This is a genomic window from Vibrio sp. 1CM7H (assembly GCF_023161645.1).
Taxonomy (GTDB): domain Bacteria; phylum Pseudomonadota; class Gammaproteobacteria; order Enterobacterales; family Vibrionaceae; genus Vibrio; species Vibrio diabolicus.
Genome location: NZ_JALNTV010000001.1, coordinates 1,069,067 through 1,090,511, shown reverse-complemented (window position 1 = coordinate 1,090,511; position 21,445 = coordinate 1,069,067). Strand labels below are relative to the sequence as shown.

At 46.4% G+C, this 21,445-nt stretch carries 15 protein-coding genes; 12 read left to right on the top strand and 3 right to left on the bottom strand.

What is annotated here, in order from left to right; genetic code table 11:
- Positions 1-26: 26 nt before the first annotated feature.
- Positions 27-2,030 (bottom strand): exoribonuclease II, encoded by a 2,004-nt coding sequence (gene rnb / locus MSG33_RS04705; RefSeq protein WP_248380038.1) that lies wholly within the window; start codon positions 2,028-2,030, stop codon positions 27-29.
- A gap of 413 nt (positions 2,031-2,443) precedes the next feature.
- Between rnb and MSG33_RS04700 the strand changes: the two genes are divergently transcribed.
- Positions 2,444-4,378 (top strand): DEAD/DEAH box helicase, encoded by a 1,935-nt coding sequence (locus tag MSG33_RS04700; RefSeq protein WP_047009310.1) that lies wholly within the window; start codon positions 2,444-2,446, stop codon positions 4,376-4,378.
- A 73-nt stretch (positions 4,379-4,451) separates the two neighbouring features.
- On the opposite strand, the gene MSG33_RS04695 is transcribed toward MSG33_RS04700, so the two are convergent.
- Positions 4,452-5,990 carry a bifunctional diguanylate cyclase/phosphodiesterase gene (locus MSG33_RS04695; RefSeq protein WP_031780182.1) on the bottom strand — a complete coding sequence of 513 codons (1,539 nt, stop codon included), beginning with the start codon at positions 5,988-5,990 and terminating at the stop codon, positions 4,452-4,454.
- A gap of 363 nt (positions 5,991-6,353) precedes the next feature.
- Here MSG33_RS04695 and MSG33_RS04690 point away from each other — a divergent pair, with 363 nt between their 5' ends.
- From MSG33_RS04690 to MSG33_RS04655, 8 genes are all read left to right on the top strand, one after another.
- Positions 6,354-7,547 carry an acetate/propionate family kinase gene (locus MSG33_RS04690; RefSeq protein WP_104970111.1) on the top strand — a complete coding sequence of 398 codons (1,194 nt, stop codon included), beginning with the start codon at positions 6,354-6,356 and terminating at the stop codon, positions 7,545-7,547.
- 354 nt (positions 7,548-7,901) lie between these two features.
- Positions 7,902-9,215, top strand: coding sequence for a PAS domain-containing methyl-accepting chemotaxis protein (locus MSG33_RS04685; RefSeq protein ID WP_243327731.1), 1,314 nt, complete (start codon positions 7,902-7,904; stop codon positions 9,213-9,215).
- Between the two features lie 236 nt (positions 9,216-9,451).
- Positions 9,452-10,105 (top strand): ABC transporter permease, encoded by a 654-nt coding sequence (locus MSG33_RS04680; RefSeq protein WP_041853126.1) that lies wholly within the window; start codon positions 9,452-9,454, stop codon positions 10,103-10,105.
- Positions 10,106-10,132: 27 nt separating this feature from the next.
- The gene (locus MSG33_RS04675) at positions 10,133-11,302 is read left to right on the top strand and encodes an ABC transporter ATP-binding protein (protein ID WP_048625214.1); all 1,170 of its coding nucleotides are present in this window, start codon (positions 10,133-10,135) and stop codon (positions 11,300-11,302) included.
- Positions 11,299-12,033, top strand: a complete 735-nt coding sequence (locus tag MSG33_RS04670; RefSeq protein WP_006742426.1) for an ABC transporter permease — start codon at positions 11,299-11,301, stop codon at positions 12,031-12,033. Before MSG33_RS04675 ends, MSG33_RS04670 begins: the two co-directional genes overlap by 4 nt.
- A gap of 35 nt (positions 12,034-12,068) precedes the next feature.
- Positions 12,069-12,950 (top strand): glycine betaine ABC transporter substrate-binding protein, encoded by an 882-nt coding sequence (locus MSG33_RS04665; protein ID WP_248380036.1) that lies wholly within the window; start codon positions 12,069-12,071, stop codon positions 12,948-12,950.
- Between the two features lie 4 nt (positions 12,951-12,954).
- On the top strand, positions 12,955-13,791 hold the full coding sequence (locus MSG33_RS04660; protein WP_248380035.1) for a nitrilase-related carbon-nitrogen hydrolase: 837 nt from the start codon (positions 12,955-12,957) through the stop codon (positions 13,789-13,791).
- Between the two features lie 17 nt (positions 13,792-13,808).
- Complete coding sequence (locus tag MSG33_RS04655) at positions 13,809-15,167, top strand: MmgE/PrpD family protein (protein ID WP_248380034.1); 1,359 nt, start codon at positions 13,809-13,811, stop codon at positions 15,165-15,167.
- Positions 15,168-15,224: 57 nt separating this feature from the next.
- Here MSG33_RS04655 and MSG33_RS04650 read toward each other — a convergent pair whose 3' ends face one another.
- The gene (locus MSG33_RS04650) at positions 15,225-16,181 is read right to left on the bottom strand and encodes a GlxA family transcriptional regulator (protein ID WP_005375751.1); all 957 of its coding nucleotides are present in this window, start codon (positions 16,179-16,181) and stop codon (positions 15,225-15,227) included.
- Between the two features lie 154 nt (positions 16,182-16,335).
- Between MSG33_RS04650 and MSG33_RS04645 the strand changes: the two genes are divergently transcribed.
- From MSG33_RS04645 to MSG33_RS04635, 3 genes are read left to right on the top strand one after another with little or no spacing between them, the layout of a single operon-like run.
- Complete coding sequence (locus MSG33_RS04645; RefSeq protein WP_005391008.1) at positions 16,336-17,229, top strand: alpha/beta hydrolase; 894 nt, start codon at positions 16,336-16,338, stop codon at positions 17,227-17,229.
- A 58-nt stretch (positions 17,230-17,287) separates the two neighbouring features.
- Complete coding sequence (locus tag MSG33_RS04640; protein WP_085568954.1) at positions 17,288-18,157, top strand: amidohydrolase family protein; 870 nt, start codon at positions 17,288-17,290, stop codon at positions 18,155-18,157.
- Between the two features lie 55 nt (positions 18,158-18,212).
- The gene (locus tag MSG33_RS04635; protein WP_248380033.1) at positions 18,213-21,260 is read left to right on the top strand and encodes an FAD-binding and (Fe-S)-binding domain-containing protein; all 3,048 of its coding nucleotides are present in this window, start codon (positions 18,213-18,215) and stop codon (positions 21,258-21,260) included.
- Positions 21,261-21,445 lie beyond the last annotated feature (185 nt).

The following is a 21,445-nucleotide window of genomic DNA, read 5'->3' as shown; positions in this document are numbered from 1 at the left end:
AGAGCGCCTTTTAACTTCATTCGGTATTATTCACTTACAGTCTGTTCTGCTTGTGCTGCTGGTTGTTCAGCAAATACCTGGGTTGGCTTTGCAACTAAACTGCGGTTCTCTTGGTTTACGTCCGCAAGGACAATTTCCAATGCATCACCAAGTTTGTATACGACCTCTTTATCGATAGAGATGGTACCGTTGTCGCCATTGCACTCAATTCTTTCTTTATTATCAAGAATTAGTGCACCAGGAATAAAGGCTGCTGCGCCATTTTCGAGAAGTCGGACACGTGCACCAGCACGATTAATATCGAAAATCTCACCTGTGAAACAAGTTTTCTTGTTCGGCTCATCAGCAAGCGTACGTGCATATAACCAATCTGAGACATTTCGCTCAGCAATTTTATGATGTTTACGGTGCAGAGCTAGTTCTTCACCGACTTGATCATCAGGTTTTTGCACTGGCTCTTTGCCTAGGATGACGGCCTTCAACATGCGATGGTTGATCATATCGCCGTACTTACGAATTGGTGATGTCCAAGTCGCATAGATATCCAGCCCCATAGCGTAATGAGGAAGAGGCTGATTACCTACTTCACTGTAGGCTTGGAACTTACGAATACGATTATCAAGATAAGAGGTTTCTTGCGCAGCCAACCAGCGACGCAATGCAGCAAAGCCTTCTAGAGTAGTAATTGACTCCGCTGTGAATTCCAGTGCACCTTCTGGATTGACAAGTTGAACCACTTCTTCAATCTTCTCAGTCTTAATGCCAGCGTGAGTATTGAAAACACCTGTTTCAAATTTATCGCGCAGTGTACGACCAGCACAGATGTTTGCGGTAATCATTGACTCTTCAACCAAGCGATTTGCACTGCGGCGCATATCTGCATGGATAGCAACCACATCGTTGTCTTCACTCAGCTCAAAACGGTAGTCAGGGCGGTCTGGGAAGACCACTGCGTTTTTCTCACGCCATTCTGCGCGAGCAAGAGAAAAGTCGTAAAGGTCACGAACGATCGTCGCGATCTCTTCAGATGGTTGCCATGCTTCTGAGCTGCCGTTTTCTAGCCAATCAGACACGTGATCGTATGCTAAGCGTGCGTGTGATTTGATGTTTGCTGCAAAGAACTTGATATCGTCGCCAATTACGCCGTCTTTATTTACGGTTACGGTACAGCAAATAGCAGGGCGGATTTCGCCTTCAATCAGAGAGCATAGGTTGTCTGCTAGATCGCGAGGCAGCATTGGAATATTGCGGCCCGGAAGATAAATAGTATAGCCACGCTCACGTGCTACTTTATCCATTTCATCTTCTGGTGTGATGTAGGCAGTTGGATCTGCGATAGCGATTGTCAGTTCGAAATCGCCAGATTCGGTTTTCTTCGCGTACAGCGCATCGTCCATATCTTTGGTTGATTCACCATCGATAGTCACGAAAGGAACGTGTGTCATGTCTACGCGTTCTAGATCGGCGTCGTCTTTTAGTTCCCAGTTCTCGATGCCTGCTGGCTCAGAGTTTGGTAGATCGTTTTGAGCAAGCGTTACCCACCAAGGTGCAATTTTGTCGTTCGCGTCTGTGATTTTTTCAGAAATTTCCACGAAGAAAGAGTTATCGCCTTTTAGAGGGTGGCGAATAAGATGTGCGACAACCCAATCTCCCTCAGCGAACTCGTCAGGTTTTAGACCTTTCTTTAGTTTCGCTTTAAGAGAAAGCTTTTTAAGCTGTGGGTGATCAGGTGCTACGTTTAGCTTGCCTTTGAACATTTTGACTCGACCAATAAAGCGAGTCACGGCTTGTTCTAACAGCTCTTGTGGCTCTGCAACTTCGCGTTCATTTTCTGTGCGGATAATGGCGACGACTTTGTCACCGTGCATGCACTTTTTCATGTACGCAGGTGGGATGAAGAAGCTAGTCTTGCTGTCCACTTCCAAAAAGCCAAAGCCTTTATCTGTGGCTTTTATTGAGCCTTCTTTTTTCGGCAGGTTTTCTTGGATTTGCTGCTTAAGCTGAGCGAGTAGTGGGTTATCTTGAAACATCTTTTCTTAAATTACCTATGGAGTTGGGCACACTATAATCATTGCGAGCTATTATTACTACCTGTGGAGCGCAATTTCGCCGTGAATTTTGCTGATCGAATTGCAGGAAATCGGCTTAAATATTGATGAAAAACTCATCTGCGAGCTGCGCAAATCTACGGGGAATGGTGGGGCTGGTGGAAAAATATGCTAAAAATGCCATTGTTGAGAATAAATTGTGATGTAATTCAATTTTTTCTGGCTTTTTTTATGCTTTTAAGGAATAATCCGCCTCCCTTAGTCGTCCCTAATGGCTTATCGCGGTTGTGTACTGTGCTGTGTTCCTGTCTGAATGGAATCAGTAACTGGATGAATCAGTATCGAATTGGAAGAGCATATGGGACTGTTTTTTTGTTTAATTAAGTAGGATCCCAATGCAAGATTCTGTTATTCAATTCAGCGATTTATCTCTGAATGATTCTATCCTTTCTGCTCTAGACGGAATGGGTTTCGTGTCACCAACTCCAATTCAGGCTGCGGCAATCCCACACCTGTTGGAAGGTGCTGACGCGCTGGGTAAAGCTCAAACAGGTACAGGTAAAACGGCAGCGTTCTCTCTGCCTCTTCTAAATAAGATCGATCTCAACCAACGTAAACCACAAGCTATCGTTCTTGCGCCAACGCGTGAGTTAGCGATTCAGGTTGCGGCTGAAATGAAAAACCTTGGTAAGAACATCAAGGGTCTTAAAGTTTTAGAGATTTACGGTGGTGCTTCTATCGTAGATCAGATGCGTGCTCTTAAGAGTGGTGCACAAGTTATTGTTGGTACTCCAGGTCGTGTACAAGACCTTATCAACCGTGAACGTCTACACCTAGATGAAGTAAACACGTTTGTACTAGACGAAGCTGACGAAATGCTAAACATGGGTTTCGTTGATGACGTTACTGCGATCATGGAACATGCACCAGAGTCTGCTCAACGCGTTCTATTCTCTGCAACAATGCCTCCGATGCTTAAGAAAATCGTTGAGCGTTTCCTACGTGAGCCTGTAATGGTTGACGTTGCTGGTAAGAACCACACTGTAGACAAAGTTCAACAGCAGTTCTGGGTAGTGAAGGGTGTAGAGAAAGATGAAGCGATGTCTCGTCTTCTTGAAACAGAAGAAACTGATGCGTCAATCGTCTTCGTACGTACTCGTCAAGACACTGAGCGTCTAGCTGATTGGCTATCTGCACGTGGCTTTAAAGCGGCTGCTCTGCACGGTGACATTCCTCAGTCTCTACGTGAGCGTACTGTTGATCACATCAAACAAGGTGTTATCGACATCCTAGTTGCAACTGACGTTGTGGCACGTGGTCTTGATGTTCCACGTATTACGCACGTATTCAACTACGACATCCCATTCGATGTTGAGTCTTACATCCACCGTATCGGTCGTACTGGCCGTGCTGGACGTAAAGGTAAAGCGATCCTTCTTGTTCGCACTAACCAAATCCGTATGCTTCGCACTATCGAGCGCGTAACTAAGTCATCTATGGAAGAGATTCAACTTCCTCTACGTGACCAAGTTGCTGAAGCTCGTCTAGCTAAGCTAGGTGCTGAGCTTGAAGCAGAGAAAGAGCACAAAGCTCTAGACAAATTTGCTGAGCTAGTAGAGAAACTACAAACTTCTCTAGAAATCGACCCAGCAACGCTTGCTGCTATGCTTCTTAAGCGTCAGCAAGGTAAACGTCCTCTGTTCTACATTGGCGAAGACCCAATGGTTGAAGCGATTGAGCGTGATAAGCAACGTCGCAAAGAGCGCCGTGAAGGTGGTCGTGACGGCGGTCGTAACTTCAACAACCAAGATTGGGATACTTACCAGCTTCAAGTTGGTCGCGAGCAAGGTGTTCAAGTTAAAGACATCGTTGGTGCTCTAGCGAACGAACTAGGCCTAGGTAAAGGCTCTATCGGTGCGATCAAGCTAGCACAAGGCCATACATTCGTTCAGCTACCAAAAGCAATGACTTCTGAAGCTGCGGGCAAGCTAAGCAAACTACGCATCCGTCAACAAGATGTTGGTGCTGTAGTATGTGACTTCGATGACTTCCGAGAGTCTCGTGGTGGTCGCCGTGACGGTGGTCGTCGCGATGGCGGTCGTCGTGATGGCGGCGGTTACCGTGGCAACCGCGAAGGCGGCAACCGTGGTGGTGATCGTCGTGAAGGCGGTCGTCGCGAAGGTGGCTTCCGTGGTAACCGTGACGGCAACCGCGATGGTAACCGTGAAGGTGGCGAACGTCGCTTCGATCGTAACCGTGGTGGTGATCACCGTGGTAACCACCGTGGCGAGCGTGGTCACGGCCGTGGTCGTCGCACTCAAGAAGCATAATCACGAATCAGTGATTAGAGCAATTGATTAAATTGCCGTAAGAATTGAAAGCCGAGCGAAATGCTCGGCTTTTTTATGCGCGTCGTATACGGCTTTGTTTTTCATCGTGCTCATTTACCCAGGTTATTACTTCGTTTAAGGGTAGGGCTGGACAAAACAAGTAGCCCTGAATGATGTCGCAGCCACGACTGCGTAAAAAATGCAGTGTATCCATGTCTTGAACGCCTTCTGCGACGACTGAATACCCTAGACCATGCGCTAACGCTATTGTGTTCTCAACGATAGAGCGGGTGCCCTCTGTCCGGCTTGCGGTACAAAGAAATGATCGGTCGATTTTAATTTGATCAACTGGGAGATCTCTCAAAAGCGACAGAGATGAATATCCGGTGCCAAAGTCGTCCAAGCTGATCTTAATACCCAATCCTTTGATTTGGTGAATTAGGGGGTTGAGCTCAACAACTCTATCAATCGCCATCGTTTCAGTAATCTCTAAGCTTATAAGGTCAGCAAATTGAGGGTTTACTTTGAGCAGTGTTTCCAAGCGGTTGAACAATAAATTAGACGAGAGATCTTTTGCAGATAAGTTAACGTGGACAGGAAGCTTGATGTCTTTTTCTATAAAGGTCTGGAGGTCTTTTTCAACTTGGTTGAGGACCCACATGGTGATGTTGTGCACTTGATTACTTCGCTCCGCGATGGGGATGAAGTCGTTAGGCGAAATCGTTTTACCATTTTCGTCATGCCAACGGATCACGGCTTCAAAGCCGACAGCTAAGTTAGTATGTGCGTCAATCAACGGTTGGTAGTACAGCTGGAACTCCTCTTTTTCCAGCGCACATTGAATACGAGAAGAGATTTCGAGCTGGTACTTGGCCCCGACGTTCATGTCCTCATTATAAAATGCAAAGAGGTTGCCATTTCGTTTGGCGTGATACATCGCAATGTCCGCGTGCTTTATCAATAGATCATTGGACAGAGCGTCATAAGGGTAGGTACTGACACCGAAAACAACGCGGGAAGAGACTTGAAACTCATCTAAATGGAAGCGATTAGACAGTGCCGAATCTAACTCTTCGATGAGACTTTTGCCTGTTTCCTCGCATGCTGACGAGGTGAGGATGACAAATTCATCGCCACCAACGCGGAAAATTTTGTCACTGCCTTTAAGTTTCTCTTGGAGACGTTGCCCAATTTGAATCAGTAGTTGATCTCCACAAAAGTGTCCCATAGCATCGTTGACTTGTTTAAAGTTAACGACATCGAAAAGGATCACTGAGAAAGGGTCTCCAGACTGTATTCTATCTTCGATTAACTCAAAGCAGTATTTACGGTTAGGGAGTCCAGTAAGTGCGTCGTGAACGGCATTACGCTTCTCTTTTTCAGCAACGGTATGAAGTTCCAGTATGGAGTCGTTGCTCCATTTGATAACCAGCACCACAAAAATGCTGCCACCGAATAAAATGAGAGAAACTCCGGTTTCCAAGAGGGAAGCGATAGGTTTTTGCATTATAGCGTGTAAAAAAGCGGCATACGCAAAAATGAAACAGCTGATTAACAACAATAGGAAAGTCCACCCGGGTACATCAGTTCTCGAGCAGATGTTTTTTGTCATCTGCCATCCCCAGCAGAGCAAAATCAAACCTAAGATCACTAATAGAAATGCAATAGTGGGCACATTATTACCCCGATTTATTGATTGGTTTGTTATTTTTGTTCACCCAATAAACAACGTAGCTCATATCTCTGAATTTGTACAAATTGACCTATTCATAAATTATGTTTAACAAGTCATATTTTTTAGTCTTCAAATAAAATCAAAACTTGCTACAGATCAACAAAATTTGTTCAATCAAATCGCTTTTACTAAAAGATTGTTGAAAGATTAAAAAATTATTGAATAATAGAGGGGCAAACAAGAAGTACGCAGCGCACAAGCGCTATTACAACCTCTGCTCTACAACAGGATAACTATTTCATGTCTAATTCGTTTGTACTGGTGATCAACTCTGGTAGCTCTTCATTAAAATTTGCTGTTATTGATTCTGAAACCGGTGAAGCTTTGGTATCAGGTATTGGTGAGTGTTTTGGCCTACCTGAAGCTGAAATCAGTTGGAAATATCAGGGAGAAAAAACCGTTGAAGCAATTCCTGCTGGCGGTAACCATCATCAGTACGCTGTTGAGCGAGTGGTAAAACTACTCGAGACTTTGGGTTTGAGCTCAAAATTTGTGGCTGTAGGTCACCGCATTGTTGCTGGTGGCGAAACCTTTAAAGGCACAGTAAAAGTCGATGAAAAAGTTATTCAAGAAGTTGAGCGTCTTGCTGAGCTAGCGCCACTTCATAACAAAGCGAATGCAGAAGGCATGCGAGCAGCAATGGCAGCATTCCCTTCACTGCCTCAATTCGCTGTGTTTGATACTGCTTTCCACCAAACAATGCCTGCCAAAGCGTTTATGTACGCGCTTCCTTACGAGCTTTACGAAGAGCATAAAGTGCGTCGTTACGGTGCTCACGGCACAAGCCACTACTACGTAAGTCGTGAAGCAGCGAAAATGCTAGATAAGCCGGTTGAAGAAAGCAGCTTTATCACCGTGCACTTAGGTAATGGTGCATCAGTGAGTGCGGTTAAAAATGGCGAATGTGTTGATACAAGTATGGGTTTGACGCCGTTAGCTGGCCTAATGATGGGTACTCGTTGTGGTGACCTCGACCCAAGTGTTATCGAGTTCCTTTTCCGTAAAGGTTGGGAAAAAGACGAAGTGTTCGAGATGATGAACAAGAAGTCAGGCTTCTTAGGTGTATCCGGTGTAACAAGTGACGCACGTGGTGTACTAGAAGCCATGGAAGCGGGTAACACACGTGCGAAGTTGGCATTTGAAATTTTCACTTACCGTGTTGCGAAATACATTACTTCTTACCTAGCTGCTCTGGATTCATTAGACGGCATCATCTTCACTGGTGGTATTGGTGAAAACTCACTACCAATTCGTCGTGAAATCTTGAAAAACCTAAAACTGCTAGGTTTTGTTGAAGATGAGAAAGGCAACGAAGATGCAAGATTTGGCAACGCAGGTGTTATTGCAACATCTGAGTTGCTCGGTGCGAAAGCACTAGTTATTCCTACCAATGAAGAGTGGGTAATCGCTCAACAGTCGGTGGAACTGCTGTAAAACGGCAAAAATTTTGGGAACTAAGTCAAAGCCCTTTCCTTTATGGAAAGGGCTTTTTTTGATCCAAATACATCCTTTCTCCATACAACTATCCGCATTAATACGGATCTCTAATAGCTGCCAATTGTCTTAATATTGATAAATATATAAACAACTTGGGCGGTGAAGAAATTTCAGTATACTGCGCTTAAGTCATACCAAAGAAAAATAGCCTTATGTCATGTAGGTGTCTCAGCTCGGAGACAGGAATTGCGTTTGAAGAACGATCAAACGAAATCGTATCTTTGCAGGCTATTGGGCATATAAATAATAAACCGTTGACTAGTTCGAAGATTAGTCAAATGAGAGAAAGTTATGTTTTTTAATAAGTCGCTTCAGCAAGAAAACCAACGATTAAAGCAGGATCTGCAACGCTTGCAGCAAATCCAACACAGTTTAGATGAAGAAATGCTTCGCTTAACGCTGGATAAGAAAGGTTGCATTACCTCTGTAAATACAAAACTTCAGCAACAACTTTTTTTCACTGATGCGGATATTTTAGCGAAACCGATTACCGAGCTGGTTCCATCAAATTCGCGTAATACAGAGCACTTTCATCGAATGAAGAGAGCCGTTCAAGACAAAGTATTTTGGAATGGCGCGATGCAAGTACTTAAAGGCAACGGCGAAGAAGCGTGGTTACGAACGGTTATTCAGCCTGTTTTAAACGAACATCAAGAAGTCGAAAGCTTTTTTGTGTTTGCTTCTGAGCTTACGCGAACGATCAAAGCATCGCGTGAGCAAGAGGACATGCTGAATGCGTTGAGCCGTTCTATGGCGGTTATTGAGTTCACGTTAGATGGTAATGTATTAAAGGCCAATGATAATTTCCTTAGTACGATGGGTTATACACTGGATCAAATTAAAGGTAAGCATCATCGTATGTTCTGCGATCAGGAAGAGGCTGGTTCTGAAGCTTATCGCGAGTTCTGGCAACGTTTGGCAAAAGGACAGTTTGCTTCAGACCGATTTAAGCGAGTTAACCGTTACGGTGAAGAGGTATGGTTAGAAGCCTCCTATAACCCTATCCATAACGATAGAGGAGAGCTCTACAAGGTCGTCAAGTTCGCGACCGACATCACCCAGCAGGTGATGCAAGAGCAGCAAATGGCTCAGGCTGCGCAATTGGCTAATGAAGTTTCTCAAGAGACCGGAACACAAACACTGCAAGGTCAGCAAGTGATAGGTTCGACGCTAGAAAAGGTGCAAACACTGTCTGACCAGATGCAGCAAGCGAATACGGCCATTGACGAGCTCAAAGCGCACTCATCGCGCATTAGTGAACTGGTTAATAGCATCAGTGGTATTGCTGACCAAACTAACTTACTAGCGTTAAATGCGGCGATAGAAGCGGCTCGCGCGGGTGAGCATGGTAGAGGCTTTGCCGTTGTTGCTGACGAGGTCAGACAGCTTGCCACAAGAACCAATGCGACCACGGATGAAATTGTCACAATGGTAACTGAAAACTTAGAGCGAACCGATAATGCTGTCCAACTGATCGCCAAGTGCCAAAAAGAAGCACTAGATACGCTAGAGCTTTCAGAAAAAGCGGGGAATGTGATGAACGAAATACAAGATGGCGCTAGCCGTGTCGTAGAGGCTGTGGAGCAATTTAACCGCTCATTGTAGTTGGTTCTTCATGCTATCAATGGCTTTTTTCAGTTCCGATATAATCAACTTGTTTACTACTGCGGCTCATCGCCAATAAAGCGCTTTTTTTGGTGATGAGAAAGCCAATTATTTCCCTCCTTAATATTTCGTATTTCTATCTTAACGTGTCGCTATTTTACAACACTGTTAATAAAAAGTAGCGTAATTTAATCTCCTGTTAACTTGGTTGCGAATCACAGTTGGGGGAGACCTACTTGGACTTACTAAATTTCACCATAGATAACTTAGCGCTGCTAGGTACGCTTACCATGGAGCACATCTCTTTGGTCGCTCTGGCTGTTGGGCTTGCCATCCTAACTGGCGTACCTATCGGCATTCTTATCACACAAAATGAGCGCGTTGCGAAAGTGGTGCTTTACGTAGCGTCCATCATTATCACCATTCCTTCAATCGCACTGTTTGGTTTGATGATTCCTCTCTTATCGACCATTGGTCATGGAATTGGCTACGTGCCCGCCGTGATTACCGTACTGCTTTATTCTCAGCTGCCTATTATTCGCAACACTTATACCGCCATTCACAACGTAGAACCGTCACTCAGAGAGGCAGCTCGCGGCATCGGGATGACGCCTTTTCAGCGTTTGAAAATGGTGGAAATTCCGTTGGCGATTCCGGTGATTATGGCGGGTGTGAGAACGGCAGTAGTAATGAATATTGGCGTTATGGCGATCGCCGCGTATATCGGAGCAGGAGGGTTGGGCGTGTTTATCAGCCGTGGCATATCGCAAAGTGATCCTCGACAACTGATCGTTGGTGCCATCGCCGTCAGCCTTCTGGCTATCATCGCGGATTACGGATTGATTCGACTACAAAAAAGATTAACGCCACCGGGCCTAACCGCTGCTTGATAAAGGACAAATAATAGGGACATTCAAATGATCAAAATTGACAAGCTAACCAAAATTTTTGAAACGCCTAATGGCCCGGTGACTGCCGCAGATCACATTGAGATGGAAGTTCCCAGTGGTGAAATATGTGTGTTACTTGGCCCATCCGGTTGTGGCAAAACCACCACGCTGAAAATGGTCAACCGAATTATTCCCGCGACATCGGGCAAGATCTATCTTGGCGGTGAAGATACTTCTGGGATGGATACGGTCACTCTGCGCCGCAACATTGGCTATGTTATTCAGCAAATTGGCTTATTTCCCAACATGACGATCGGCGAAAACATCGCGGTGGTTCCCAAGTTATTAGGATGGGATAAGGCAAGGTACATGACGCGTGCAAAAGAGCTATTGGAGATGGTGGCTCTTGATCCTAGTGTCTTCCTTAATCGTTATCCAAATGAGTTGTCTGGCGGACAGCAGCAACGAATTGGTGTTGCCCGAGCTCTAGCAGCGGATCCTCCCGTCATGCTGATGGATGAACCATTTGGTGCGATTGACCCGATCAACCGTGAAGTAATCCAGGATGAGTTCCTTAAAATGCAGCAAGAGCTCAACAAGACCATCATGTTTGTCAGTCATGACATTGATGAAGCGGTCAAAATGGCCGATAGAATTGCGATTTTCCGTGATGGTCACCTGGTTCAGTACGATACGCCTGACGATTTGCTCGCACACCCGAAAGATGATTTCGTGAAAAACTTTGTCGGAGATGATCGCGCACTTAAACGTCTACGCTTAGTGACGGCTGAGTCCGTCATGCAGACCACTTTTGCGTACGTGAAACCTAACGATACGCTTGCCGACGCTCTAACCAAAATTGACGCGTATGGGTATCGCGACGCCGTGATATTAGTGAATGACCAACACCAACCTATCGGTTATGTGCCCAAAGCTACCGCAATCAATATGAAGGGGTACTGCGGCGAACATTATGTCGGCCTGAAAACAATCGCCCGAACCACGGATGATCTGCGTAAAGTCGCGTCGAAGATGTTCACGCACGACATTGTTTGGATGCCGTGTGTTGACGAGAATGGCCGCTTAGTGGGCGAAGTCACACAGCGCGGCATTACCCATTATCTAGGCGCAACTTATCAGCGCGATACCTCTCTTAGTGAGCCACAGCCATTGCATCAGGCTAAGGAGGCATCGTGACCAATCAGCTCAAACAAACCTACTATTTCGTTTTATTAGCGTGTGTCTTTGCGTTGGGTATTTATTTACAAGGCGCGGGTACGATCGATGATTTCCTCTACTACCAAGAAGACATTGTTTATTTGACGGTTCAGCACATTGAACTGGTGCTGCTGTCTGGTGGATTGGCGATCCTAATCGCGATTCCCGTCGGCGTATTGCTCAGCCGTCCCCGTTTTCAGAAAGTCGCAGAATCGGCGATGCAGGTTTTGAATGTGGGGACCACGATTCCTACTTTAGCCATTCTTGCGCTGGCAATGAGCTTTCTTGGCATTGGCACCGTGCCAGCGGTATTTGGGCTGACGATTGCCTCGTTGTTACCGATTGTCAGAAACACCTATATCGGACTGAAAGAAGTGCCCGCTCATTTAAAAGAAGCGGCGTCAGGCATTGGTATGACCGAGTTACAAATGTTGTTTCAGGTTGAAATTCCTAATGCGCTGTTCGTCATTTTTGCCGGTATCCGCACGGCGTTAGCTGTCAACGTGGGTACCGTTCCACTGGCCTTCTTAATTGGTGGTGGTGGGTTAGGGGAGCTCATTTTTACCGGTATTGATCTGGATGAACCCATCATGATGCTGGCAGGCGCTATTCCTACAGCGATGCTGGCTATCGCTATCGACAGTGTGGTAGGAGCCGTTTCCTATGTCACTGTACCTAAAGGCTGTAACCCTATTAGAGCTAGACAATAACAATCCTAAAAATTGAACACAGACAGGAGTCAAACATGTTGAAGCAAATTACTCGCTGCTTGCTGGCCGTTGGTGTACTGCTTTCAAGTTTTCACGCATCTGCGGAAATCGTCGTAGGTGGTAAAAACTTTACAGAACAACAGCTTTTAACGGAGATCACGTCTCAATATTTAACCAAAAAAGGCTACGACGTTGATAAACGTTCGGGCATGGGCAGTGCGGTTTTGCGTAAAGCGCAAGAAAACGGCCAGATTGATCTTTATTGGGAATACACGGGCACATCACTGATCATTTACAACAAAGTCAAAGACAAGCTCCCAGCAGAGCAAGTGTATCAACGCGTTAAGGAACTGGATGCCAAGAAAGGCCTAGTTTGGCTTAACCCTTCAAAAGCGAACAACACCTACGCGCTCGCTATGCGCAGTGACGATGCGAAACAACGTGGCATTTCAACCTTATCCGACTTCGCCGAGCAAATGCGCCAAGACCCGCCAATGACCATTGCTTTGAATGCGGAATTCTATGCACGAAAAGATGGCTTCCGACCTTTACAGAAAACCTACAAATTCAAAGCTTCACGTGACCAAGTGAAACGCATGGATACTGGGTTAACTTATGATGCGCTGAAAGGGAAAGAAGTCGATGCTGCGCTTGTATTTGCAACAGATGGTCGTATCAAAGCATTCGGTTTTACCGTTTTAACGGATGACAAACAGTTCTTCCCTGATTACGCGATCACACCTGTGGTTCGCCAAGAAACGCTAGATGCGAACCCAGAGCTTGCCGAGCAAATGAACGCGCTTTCTGCGGCGATCGATGGCGATACGATGTCGACTTTGAATCAACAAGTTGATGTGGATCGACGTTCGATCTCAGAAGTCGCAAGCCAGTTCCTATCTGAGCATAACTTGGGGTAATACCATGACTATCCTGCAAGTCAGTGTGGCCCAAATCAACGCCCAGTTAGGCGATGTGAATGCCAATCTGAATACTCATCAGGATTACATAAAGCAAGCTGCGGCCTTGGGGTCGCAGCTATTGCTGTTTCCTGAACTCTCCTTGACCGGATACCAGCTCCAATCTTCTGTACGTGAAGTTGCCATGAAGCGTGATGATGCTCGGCTTAAAGAGCTTGCGCAACTTGCACCGCACATGTCCGTGATTGTCGGCTTTGTTGAACAGGCCGCTCCGGGAGAGTACTACAACGCGATGGCTTGGTTGCTCGGTGGTACGGTGGTTGCTGTGCATCGCAAAATCAATTTACCAACCTATGGTGGGCTTGAAGAGGGCAAGTGGTTTCATTCTGGTGACGCAACCACCAGCGTTTCTCTTGATGATAATTGGCGAGGCTCGGTTTTAATTTGTGCCGATTTATGGAATCCACCTTTGGTTCATTGCGCGCTACTCGATAAGTCTGAAATCTTGCTCGCGCCGATCAATTCGGCCAGCAGTATTGTCAGTAAAGATTTTTCCAATGAAGACAACTGGTTAGTTAACGTTAAATTTTATGCGGTGCTCTACGGAACTCCAGTTTTGATGGCCAACCGTTACGGGCCAGAGGGCGAAGCGTGGTTTTGGGGAGGAAGCTGTATTTTGTCTGCAACGGGTAAGCTATTGGCGCAGGCAGAAGACGGTGAAACCTTGATAACTGCGACCTTGTCATTGGACGATATTGATAAAGCCAGATTTGAGCTGCCTACCATGCGAGACAGCAATACACCATTGATCACAACACTATTGTCGAAGGCAAAACGCTAAAACTGGAGCAGTAGACGATGCAATCTATTCATCGATTTATTCACGAATTAACCTTTGAACAGCTTCCCGCTGACGTTATTGAACAAGCGAAATATTGCGTCTTGGATTTGTTAGGTGTCGCCGCAGCTGGTAAAGCGACGCAGCTGCAAAACATGGTAGCCAAACTCGCGCAGAAGCAGTTTGCCGGTGATACGCCGATGCTGTTTTCTGATCACACGGCTAGTGGTTGTGGGGCAACTCTATATGGCGGCATGTTGATTGACAGTATGGACGCGCACGACGGCCAAGTCCTGACGAAAGGCCATGTTGGCGTCGCTGTTTTGCCGGGGCTGCTCGCCAGTATGTATGAGTCAGCAGTTACGGGAGAAGAGTTATTAACGTCCCTCGTCATTGGCTATGAAATAGCAACTCGCGCCGGAATCGCTCTGCATCAAACCGCTTGTGATTATCATACTTCTGGTGCTTGGAATGCGTTGGGCGTCGCTGCGGTGTCTGCAAGAAGAAAAGACTTAACGGATGCACAAACAGAGCATGCGCTCGGCATTGCTGAGTTTTATGGTCCACGCAGCCAAATGATGCGTTGTATTGAACATCCAACCATGCTCAAAGACGGCTCTGGCTGGGGAGCGATGGCGGGCTTCGCCAGTGCAGAGCTAGCAGAAGAAGGATTTACTGGCGCGCCAGCCGTGACTCTGCTGGACCAACAAACTCACGCTTTGTGGGCAGATTTAGGGCAGCGTTGGTATATCCTGGAGCAATACTTTAAACCGTATCCGGTTTGTCGTTGGTCTCAACCCGCGGTTGAAGCAGTGAGAGCGCTGCAACAAGAAAATAAACTAGAACCTGATGAGATTGAACTTATCGAAGTTCATAGCTTTCATCAGGCGGTGTGCCTGCATACCAAGCGCCCAGAGACAACCGAGCAGGCTCAGTACAGTTTGCCATTTTCAGTCGCGAGTGCGGTCACAGATAATACGGTCACGGTAGAAGCCGTCACCAAAGGACTGAAAGATCCTGCTCGCTTGGCACTTACGGAGCGGATGAAGTTAATTGAAGAGCCCGTTTACAATGATAAGTTTCCAGCCGAACGCTGGGCGCATGTCGTGGTGACGTTGAAAAATGGCGACAAACTGACTTCGCCTCCCTGTATTGCGCGAGGTAATCCTGAAAATCCTCTCAGTCGAGACGAGATGCAAGGTAAGTTTCGCACTTTGGCAGAGAAAGAACTACCCGCTACGCGCGTGTCAGCGATAGAAGAGGGCTGTTTGCAACTTGATAAAGCCAGTAAAGAGCGGGTACTTGCTTGGCTATCATTGCTTTACCAAGGCACTTTGTCTGATAAGCCATCTGACACGTCGCCTAGCAAGTCACTATGAGATCGAAGAGATCGAACTTCTTTTCTTTTACTCAATCTTCTTTTCTTTTACTCAATCTTAAGCTAAACGTCGCTCTTCACGCGGCGTTTTTTCATAGCGTTTTTTGTAGCAGCGCGCAAAATACGATGTAGAACTGAACCCACAAGCGGTGCTGATTTGAGTGATGGACAGCATGGTTTGCAACAACAAATGTTGAGCGCGTTCTAAGCGCAATTGAAGGTAGTAATTACCTGGTTTGTCTTGCAAGTATTGCAAAAATAACCTTTCCATCTGCCTGACCGATAACCCTACTTGTTCGCCAATTTCATAGCACTTTAGCGGCTCTTCCATGTTGGCTTCCATGATCTCTACAGCGTCGAGCAGGCGTGGGTGGCGGATGTTGTGTTTACGGATTAACGACATCCGCTGTTTATCATGCGCTGGTCGAATCGCAGGGTGAATGCATTGCTCAGCCACTTGATTCGCCAAGTCACTCCCATGTTGGTTTGTAATTAAATGAAGCATCATATCCAAACCGGCTAAGCCGCCCGAACAAGTTGGTGTACGTGGGTCGAATTCGTACAACTCACTGGTCACGTTAATGTTTGGAAACTCCTCTGCCAGGCTGTTGGCGGACTCCCAATGCACGGTACACGTCTTGTTTTTTAATAGCCCAGCTTTTGCTAACAACACGCTGCCTGTCGAAGTCGAGCCCACGGCGATGCCTTGACGAAGCGCTTGCTTTAACCACTGATTCACCGAGCCACTCGCAGCAGCAACGTGGGCGCCAATACCTGCTACAACCAGCAGCAAGTCTAAATGAGCAATGTTGTTGACTGACTGTGTTGGCGAGAATGAAACGCCATTACTGGCCGATACTTCTTTATCTTCGAATCCATAAATATCCCACTGATACAAATCGCAACCAGCGAGGCGGTTGGCCATTCGAAGAGGTTCGATAACCGCCGAAAAAGAGAGCATCGAAAAATCAGGAATAAGGAAAAAACCAATGCGATACGTGTGTGTCGTTTTCATTCTCTGTGGTCACCAAGTGGGCAGTTCGTCTATGTCGTATTTCTGGATAAGAATGTCGCAATTGTTAAATTATTGCTATCAAAATTCGAACATGATGTGACTTAAGACAAGGACTTCTTTGTCGAGCATACACATTCATTTGGACGAGATAATTATGATTGAACAAAAAGCCCCAGTAATTAGTGATGGTCTACGCCTTGATGGCGCTTTCTTTACTGACGAGAACGTTAACAACCCAGACTTACCGATCGTTATTGTCTGCTCAGGCTTTACTGGGCAAAAAAATATTCACCCAGAGCGTTACGCGAGAGCCTTAACTGCGAAGGGCTTTACGGTATTCGGATTTGACTACCGTGGCTTTGGCGAATCTGAGGGTATTCGTGAGCGAGTTATTCTGGATGAACAAGTACGCGACATCGCCAACGCGGTTGCGGTTGTGAAAAAGCGCGCTGACGAGGAAGGCCGCAAAGTCGTACTGGCTGGCTGGGGCATGGCGGGTGGATTAATTCTTGATGCTTACCGAGTTTGCCAAGATGCGATTGATGGCCTTATCTCCATGAACGGCTTTTATGATGCGGTACGTGTTCAGGTTGCTCAACGTGGCGAGCACGGCTGGAAAGCGTTCCGTCAATTTATGTTAGAAGAGCGTACACGTCTTGCTCTTGGTGGAGAAAAGCAGGGGATTGATCCATTTGAAATCTACCCGCTTGATCCAGTAAGCCGCGAATATGTATTCACTGAACTGGTCAAAGCGCCGGGCTACGGAGTGACATCTGATCTGGATTTTGCGGATTCTCTCATCAATTTCAAACCGGAAGCTCTACTGGACGAGCGATTTGCAGACGCGCCAATCTTGATTGCGCACGGTGCAGAAAACGACCTTCACCCAGTGACCGAAGCAAAGTCGCTGTACGCGAAATACCCTGGGCCGAAATCTCTATTCTTACTGCCGGAAGGTGGTCACACCGAGTGGATGTTGGACGACGATCCTAAGTTTATTCAGTTCTCTGGCGTGATCGCGAACTGGTTGAGTGAGAACTTCAGTTAAGTCTTTAAGAGGTGCTTTCGTTGATGGCACCTCTACCTTTCTGACAGGATGATTTTCGATGAGCATAATTCCATTTTGTGAAGCGGCTGACCCATTTGTAAATAAACCAACAATCGCGATTCCTGAAGGCGCGGTTGATTGTCACGCCCACGTTTTTTCTTCACGTTATCCGTACTGTGAAACGCGAACCTACACACCACCTGATGCCAGCGTCGGCGCGTACCTGCATTTGCACCAGCAATTAGGCATCCGTCATGGCGTGCTGGTTCAGCCGAGTGTGTATGGCAATGACAACCAGTTGCATCTTGATACATTACGGTATTTACGCCAGCAAGGTTACGACTACAAAGGCGTCGCGGTCGTGGATGCGGATGTGTCCGAGCAAACGCTGGATGAGCTACAAGAAGCGGGATTTTGTGGGGTGCGGATGAATCTACTGTTTAAAGGTGGTATTGAGTGGCGTGATGTTGAACGTTTAGCGGCTCGCCTTGCAGAGCGACACTGGCACCTTCAATGCTTAATTGATGTTTCGCAGTTTGATGACTTATATCAGCGATTAAGGGCTTTACCCGTGCCCGTAGTGATTGATCATCTTGGACATATGCCAACAAACAAGCTTATTTCTCATCCTGGTTTTCAAACCTTATTGAAGCTTAAGGCCGAAGGGAAAGTGTGGACAAAATTGTCGGCGCCGTATCGTTTGTCGCTTCAATCTCCGCCTTATGATGACGTTTCTTCGTTTGCTCAAGCTTTGTTAGAAGCGAATGAAGAGCAATGCGTCTGGGGCTCGGATTGGCCTCATCCATGTTTTGCTGCTGAGATGCCAAATGATGGCCAGCTATTAGATACCTTGTGGCACTGGACGCAAGATACGACACTGTTTGGCAAGATTCTGGTCGATAACCCCAAGCGCCTCTACCACTTTTAACTCCGCATTCATGTTACGAACCTAAAAAGACAACCGTAAGGCACCGATTCAAATTATGCTTCCTGCACTTCCGCTACAGGTTTCCTCTGATCCTGTGGTTATCAAGTTCTTTAACACCCTTAAACAGCTTGGTTTCAAGGGGGATACTGATGCTCGCTATACCACTCGATTGAGTATGGCGACTGACAACAGCGTCTACCAGCAACTTCCGTTGTCGGTCGTCTTTCCTGCCAACCATCATGATGTGGTAATACTTGGCAAGGTCAGTGCACGTGATGAATTTAAGCACCTGACCTTTTCGCCCAGAGGAGGCGGAACGGGCACCAACGGACAATCATTGAACTCGGGGATTGTGGTTGACCTGTCTCGCTACATGAATCGAGTGTTAGAGATTAACGAGCAGGAAGGCTGGGTGAGAGTGGAAACAGGGATAGTCAAAGATCAACTCAACGACATCGTTCGCCCTTATGGTTATTTCTTCTCGCCAGATCTGTCGACCAGCAACCGCGCAACATTAGGTGGGATGATTAATACCGATGCATCAGGCCAAGGCTCTTTGCAATATGGTAAAACCTCGGATCATGTGTTGGCGCTCAAAGCCATATTGGCGGATGGTTCGGTAATCGATACCGAAGCAATTCAACAAAACAAATGGTTAAACAGTGATGCAGTATCGCGAGCGTTAAAAATTACGGAGGAAGTTTGTCGAGACAAGCGTCAACAGATTCTGGATAAGTTTCCTCCTCTGAATCGATTTCTTACTGGTTATGACCTAAAAAACGCCATCAACGACAAGAGTGAAGAGTTTGACGTCACGAGAATATTATGTGGCTCTGAAGGCACGTTAGCTTTTATCACTGAAGCCAAGCTCAATCTTACGCGAATACCTACCACGCGACGGTTAGTGAACGTTAAATACGATAGCTTTGATTCTGCATTGCGAAATGCTCCCTTGATGGTCGAAGCAGAGGCGCTATCGGTAGAGACGGTTGATGCAAAGGTGCTTAATCTTGCAAGAGAAGACATTGTCTGGCACTCGGTAAAACACGCGATCTCAGATGTGCGGGGCAAAGAGATGCAAGGGATTAACTTTGTCGAGTTCGCAGGCAGTCACAACGATGATGTTGAGGATAAAGTTGAACGATTACTTTCAATTCTTGATAAAGAAATCGTTCATCGACGCAGTGGTATCATCGGTTATCAAGTCTGTCGTGAACCCCAAGACATCGAGGCTATTTATGGCATGCGCAAGAAAGCGGTTGGGCTGCTTGGCGCGACCAAAGGTCAGGCAAAGCCGATTGCATTCGCGGAAGATACTTGTGTGCCGCCTGAAAATTTGGCGGACTTTATCGCGGAATTTCGTACGTTGCTAGACAGCAATAACCTGCATTATGGCATGTTTGGGCATGTGGATGCTGGCGTCCTTCACGTGCGTCCGGCGCTCGATATGTGTGACCTTGGGCAAGAAGCGTTGATGCATCAACTATCCGATGATGTGGTCGCGCTGGTGGCAAAATACAATGGTTTAATGTGGGGAGAGCACGGTAAAGGATATCGTTCAGAATATGGACCAGCCTTCTTTGGTGATGAGCTCTTTACTGAATTAAGGCGTATTAAAGCGGCGTTTGACCCCGACAATAAAATGAACCCGGGCAAGATTTGCACGCCACTGAATAGCGACGCTGAAATGGTAAAAGTCACAGCGACCAAGCGTGGCTACTATGATCGTCAGATCCCCGTAGAAGTCCGAGAGTCGCTTAAGCCCGTGCTGTCTTGCAATGGCAATGGGCTGTGTTTTAATTACGATGCTGATAGCCCAATGTGTCCATCATTTAAAGTAACAGCCGATCGTCGCCACTCTCCGAAAGGGAGGGCTGGGATAATGCGTGAATGGCTGCGTCGCCTGAATGACAGTGGCTTCGATTTGCTCGCTAACGAACAACAGCTTCTCAATCAAACATTATCGGTTAAGCTTTTGACTCAGAAGCTGAGTAAGTTGATATCTCGCCCCACATCTGATGATTTATCGCATGAAGTTTATGAGGTGATGAACGGTTGTCTAGCGTGCAAAGCATGTGCGAGTCAGTGTCCTGTTAAAGTTGATGTGCCTGATTTTAGAGCGCGTTTTTTACACCTCTATCACTCTCGTTATCGCAGACCTCTGCGCGACTATCTGGTGTCGAATATTGAGCAACTGCTGCCGATTATGGCAAAAGCCCCTAAGTTGATTAATCAAATTGCATCTAGTAGGCCCGTTACGCAAGTATTAGAGACATCCATCGGTTTTGTTGATTCGCCAGTGCTATCGATACCTACATTGCAAAGTCGATGTCAGGCACTTGGAGTGAGCCCGTTCGACTTTGCGTATCTAGAATCGCTTTCCCCAGAAGTGAAGCAAAATTACGTCTTGATTGTTCAAGACCCATTTACCAGCTTTTATGAAGCCAAGTTGGTTGCGGACTTTATTCAGTTATTGCAGCGGTTAGGGAAACACCCTGTTGTTCTGCCTTTCAAACCCAATGGGAAAGCTCAACATGTAAAAGGTTTCCTTAAGGCATTCGCCAGAAATGCACAAAACACTTCGGATTTTCTCAACCAAGTTGCTGAGCTTGAAATTCCTATGATCGGTATCGATGCTGCCTTAGTGCTTTGTTATCGTGATGAATACCATCAGGTTCTAAAAGAAAAGCGGGGCGAGTTTACAGTTTATACGGCTCATGAGTGGCTGGTGGATACACTCAATGAATGGCCGCCAGTAAGTGTATCAGACGAAGAACCTTGGTATTTGATGGCGCATTGCACAGAAAAGACCAAAATCCCGGAGACTGAGAAATCTTGGCAGTCTATTTTTCATCACTTTGGCTTAAAGCTGCATGTGATACCTACGGGATGTTGTGGCATGGCAGGGACATTCGGCCATGAAGTGGATAAGAAAAGTACGTCTGAAGCTATTTATCAGCTGAGTTGGAAACCGAATATAAAGAACCTGCCCACTGAGCGTGTGTTAGCCACGGGGTATTCCTGTCGCAGTCAGGTTAAGCGTTTTGAAGGGGAGGTCGTTCGACATCCGGTCCAAGTTTTAGCCAGTTTGTTTAGTGCATAAGATGCTTAGGCAATTTAGTATACGAAAACGCTTGCCTTAAGACTTTACCTGCCTTTAATGTATCCGACCGCAGAACTTCAATCTGCTTAACAACAACACAGGAGAGAATCGGGCTTTCACTTCCGCTCGACAGAAACTCCTTTCAAATTGATACAATAGCGCAGCAAACTTCCCTTGCTGCGATA

Bases quoted from the DNA above. Each gene is read 5' to 3' on its own strand.
- rnb (WP_248380038.1), bottom strand. From the start codon at position 2,030: ATGTTTCAAGATAACCCACTACTCGCTCAGCTTAAGCAGCAAATCCAA.
- MSG33_RS04700 (WP_047009310.1), top strand. From the start codon at position 2,444: ATGCAAGATTCTGTTATTCAATTCAGCGATTTATCTCTGAATGATTCT.
- MSG33_RS04695 (WP_031780182.1), bottom strand. From the start codon at position 5,990: ATGACAAAAAACATCTGCTCGAGAACTGATGTACCCGGGTGGACTTTC.
- MSG33_RS04690 (WP_104970111.1), top strand. From the start codon at position 6,354: ATGTCTAATTCGTTTGTACTGGTGATCAACTCTGGTAGCTCTTCATTA.
- MSG33_RS04685 (WP_243327731.1), top strand. From the start codon at position 7,902: ATGTTTTTTAATAAGTCGCTTCAGCAAGAAAACCAACGATTAAAGCAG.
- MSG33_RS04675 (WP_048625214.1), top strand. From the start codon at position 10,133: ATGATCAAAATTGACAAGCTAACCAAAATTTTTGAAACGCCTAATGGC.
- MSG33_RS04665 (WP_248380036.1), top strand. From the start codon at position 12,069: ATGTTGAAGCAAATTACTCGCTGCTTGCTGGCCGTTGGTGTACTGCTT.
- MSG33_RS04660 (WP_248380035.1), top strand. From the start codon at position 12,955: ATGACTATCCTGCAAGTCAGTGTGGCCCAAATCAACGCCCAGTTAGGC.
- MSG33_RS04655 (WP_248380034.1), top strand. From the start codon at position 13,809: ATGCAATCTATTCATCGATTTATTCACGAATTAACCTTTGAACAGCTT.
- MSG33_RS04650 (WP_005375751.1), bottom strand. From the start codon at position 16,181: ATGAAAACGACACACACGTATCGCATTGGTTTTTTCCTTATTCCTGAT.
- MSG33_RS04645 (WP_005391008.1), top strand. From the start codon at position 16,336: ATGATTGAACAAAAAGCCCCAGTAATTAGTGATGGTCTACGCCTTGAT.
- MSG33_RS04640 (WP_085568954.1), top strand. From the start codon at position 17,288: ATGAGCATAATTCCATTTTGTGAAGCGGCTGACCCATTTGTAAATAAA.
- MSG33_RS04635 (WP_248380033.1), top strand. From the start codon at position 18,213: ATGCTTCCTGCACTTCCGCTACAGGTTTCCTCTGATCCTGTGGTTATC.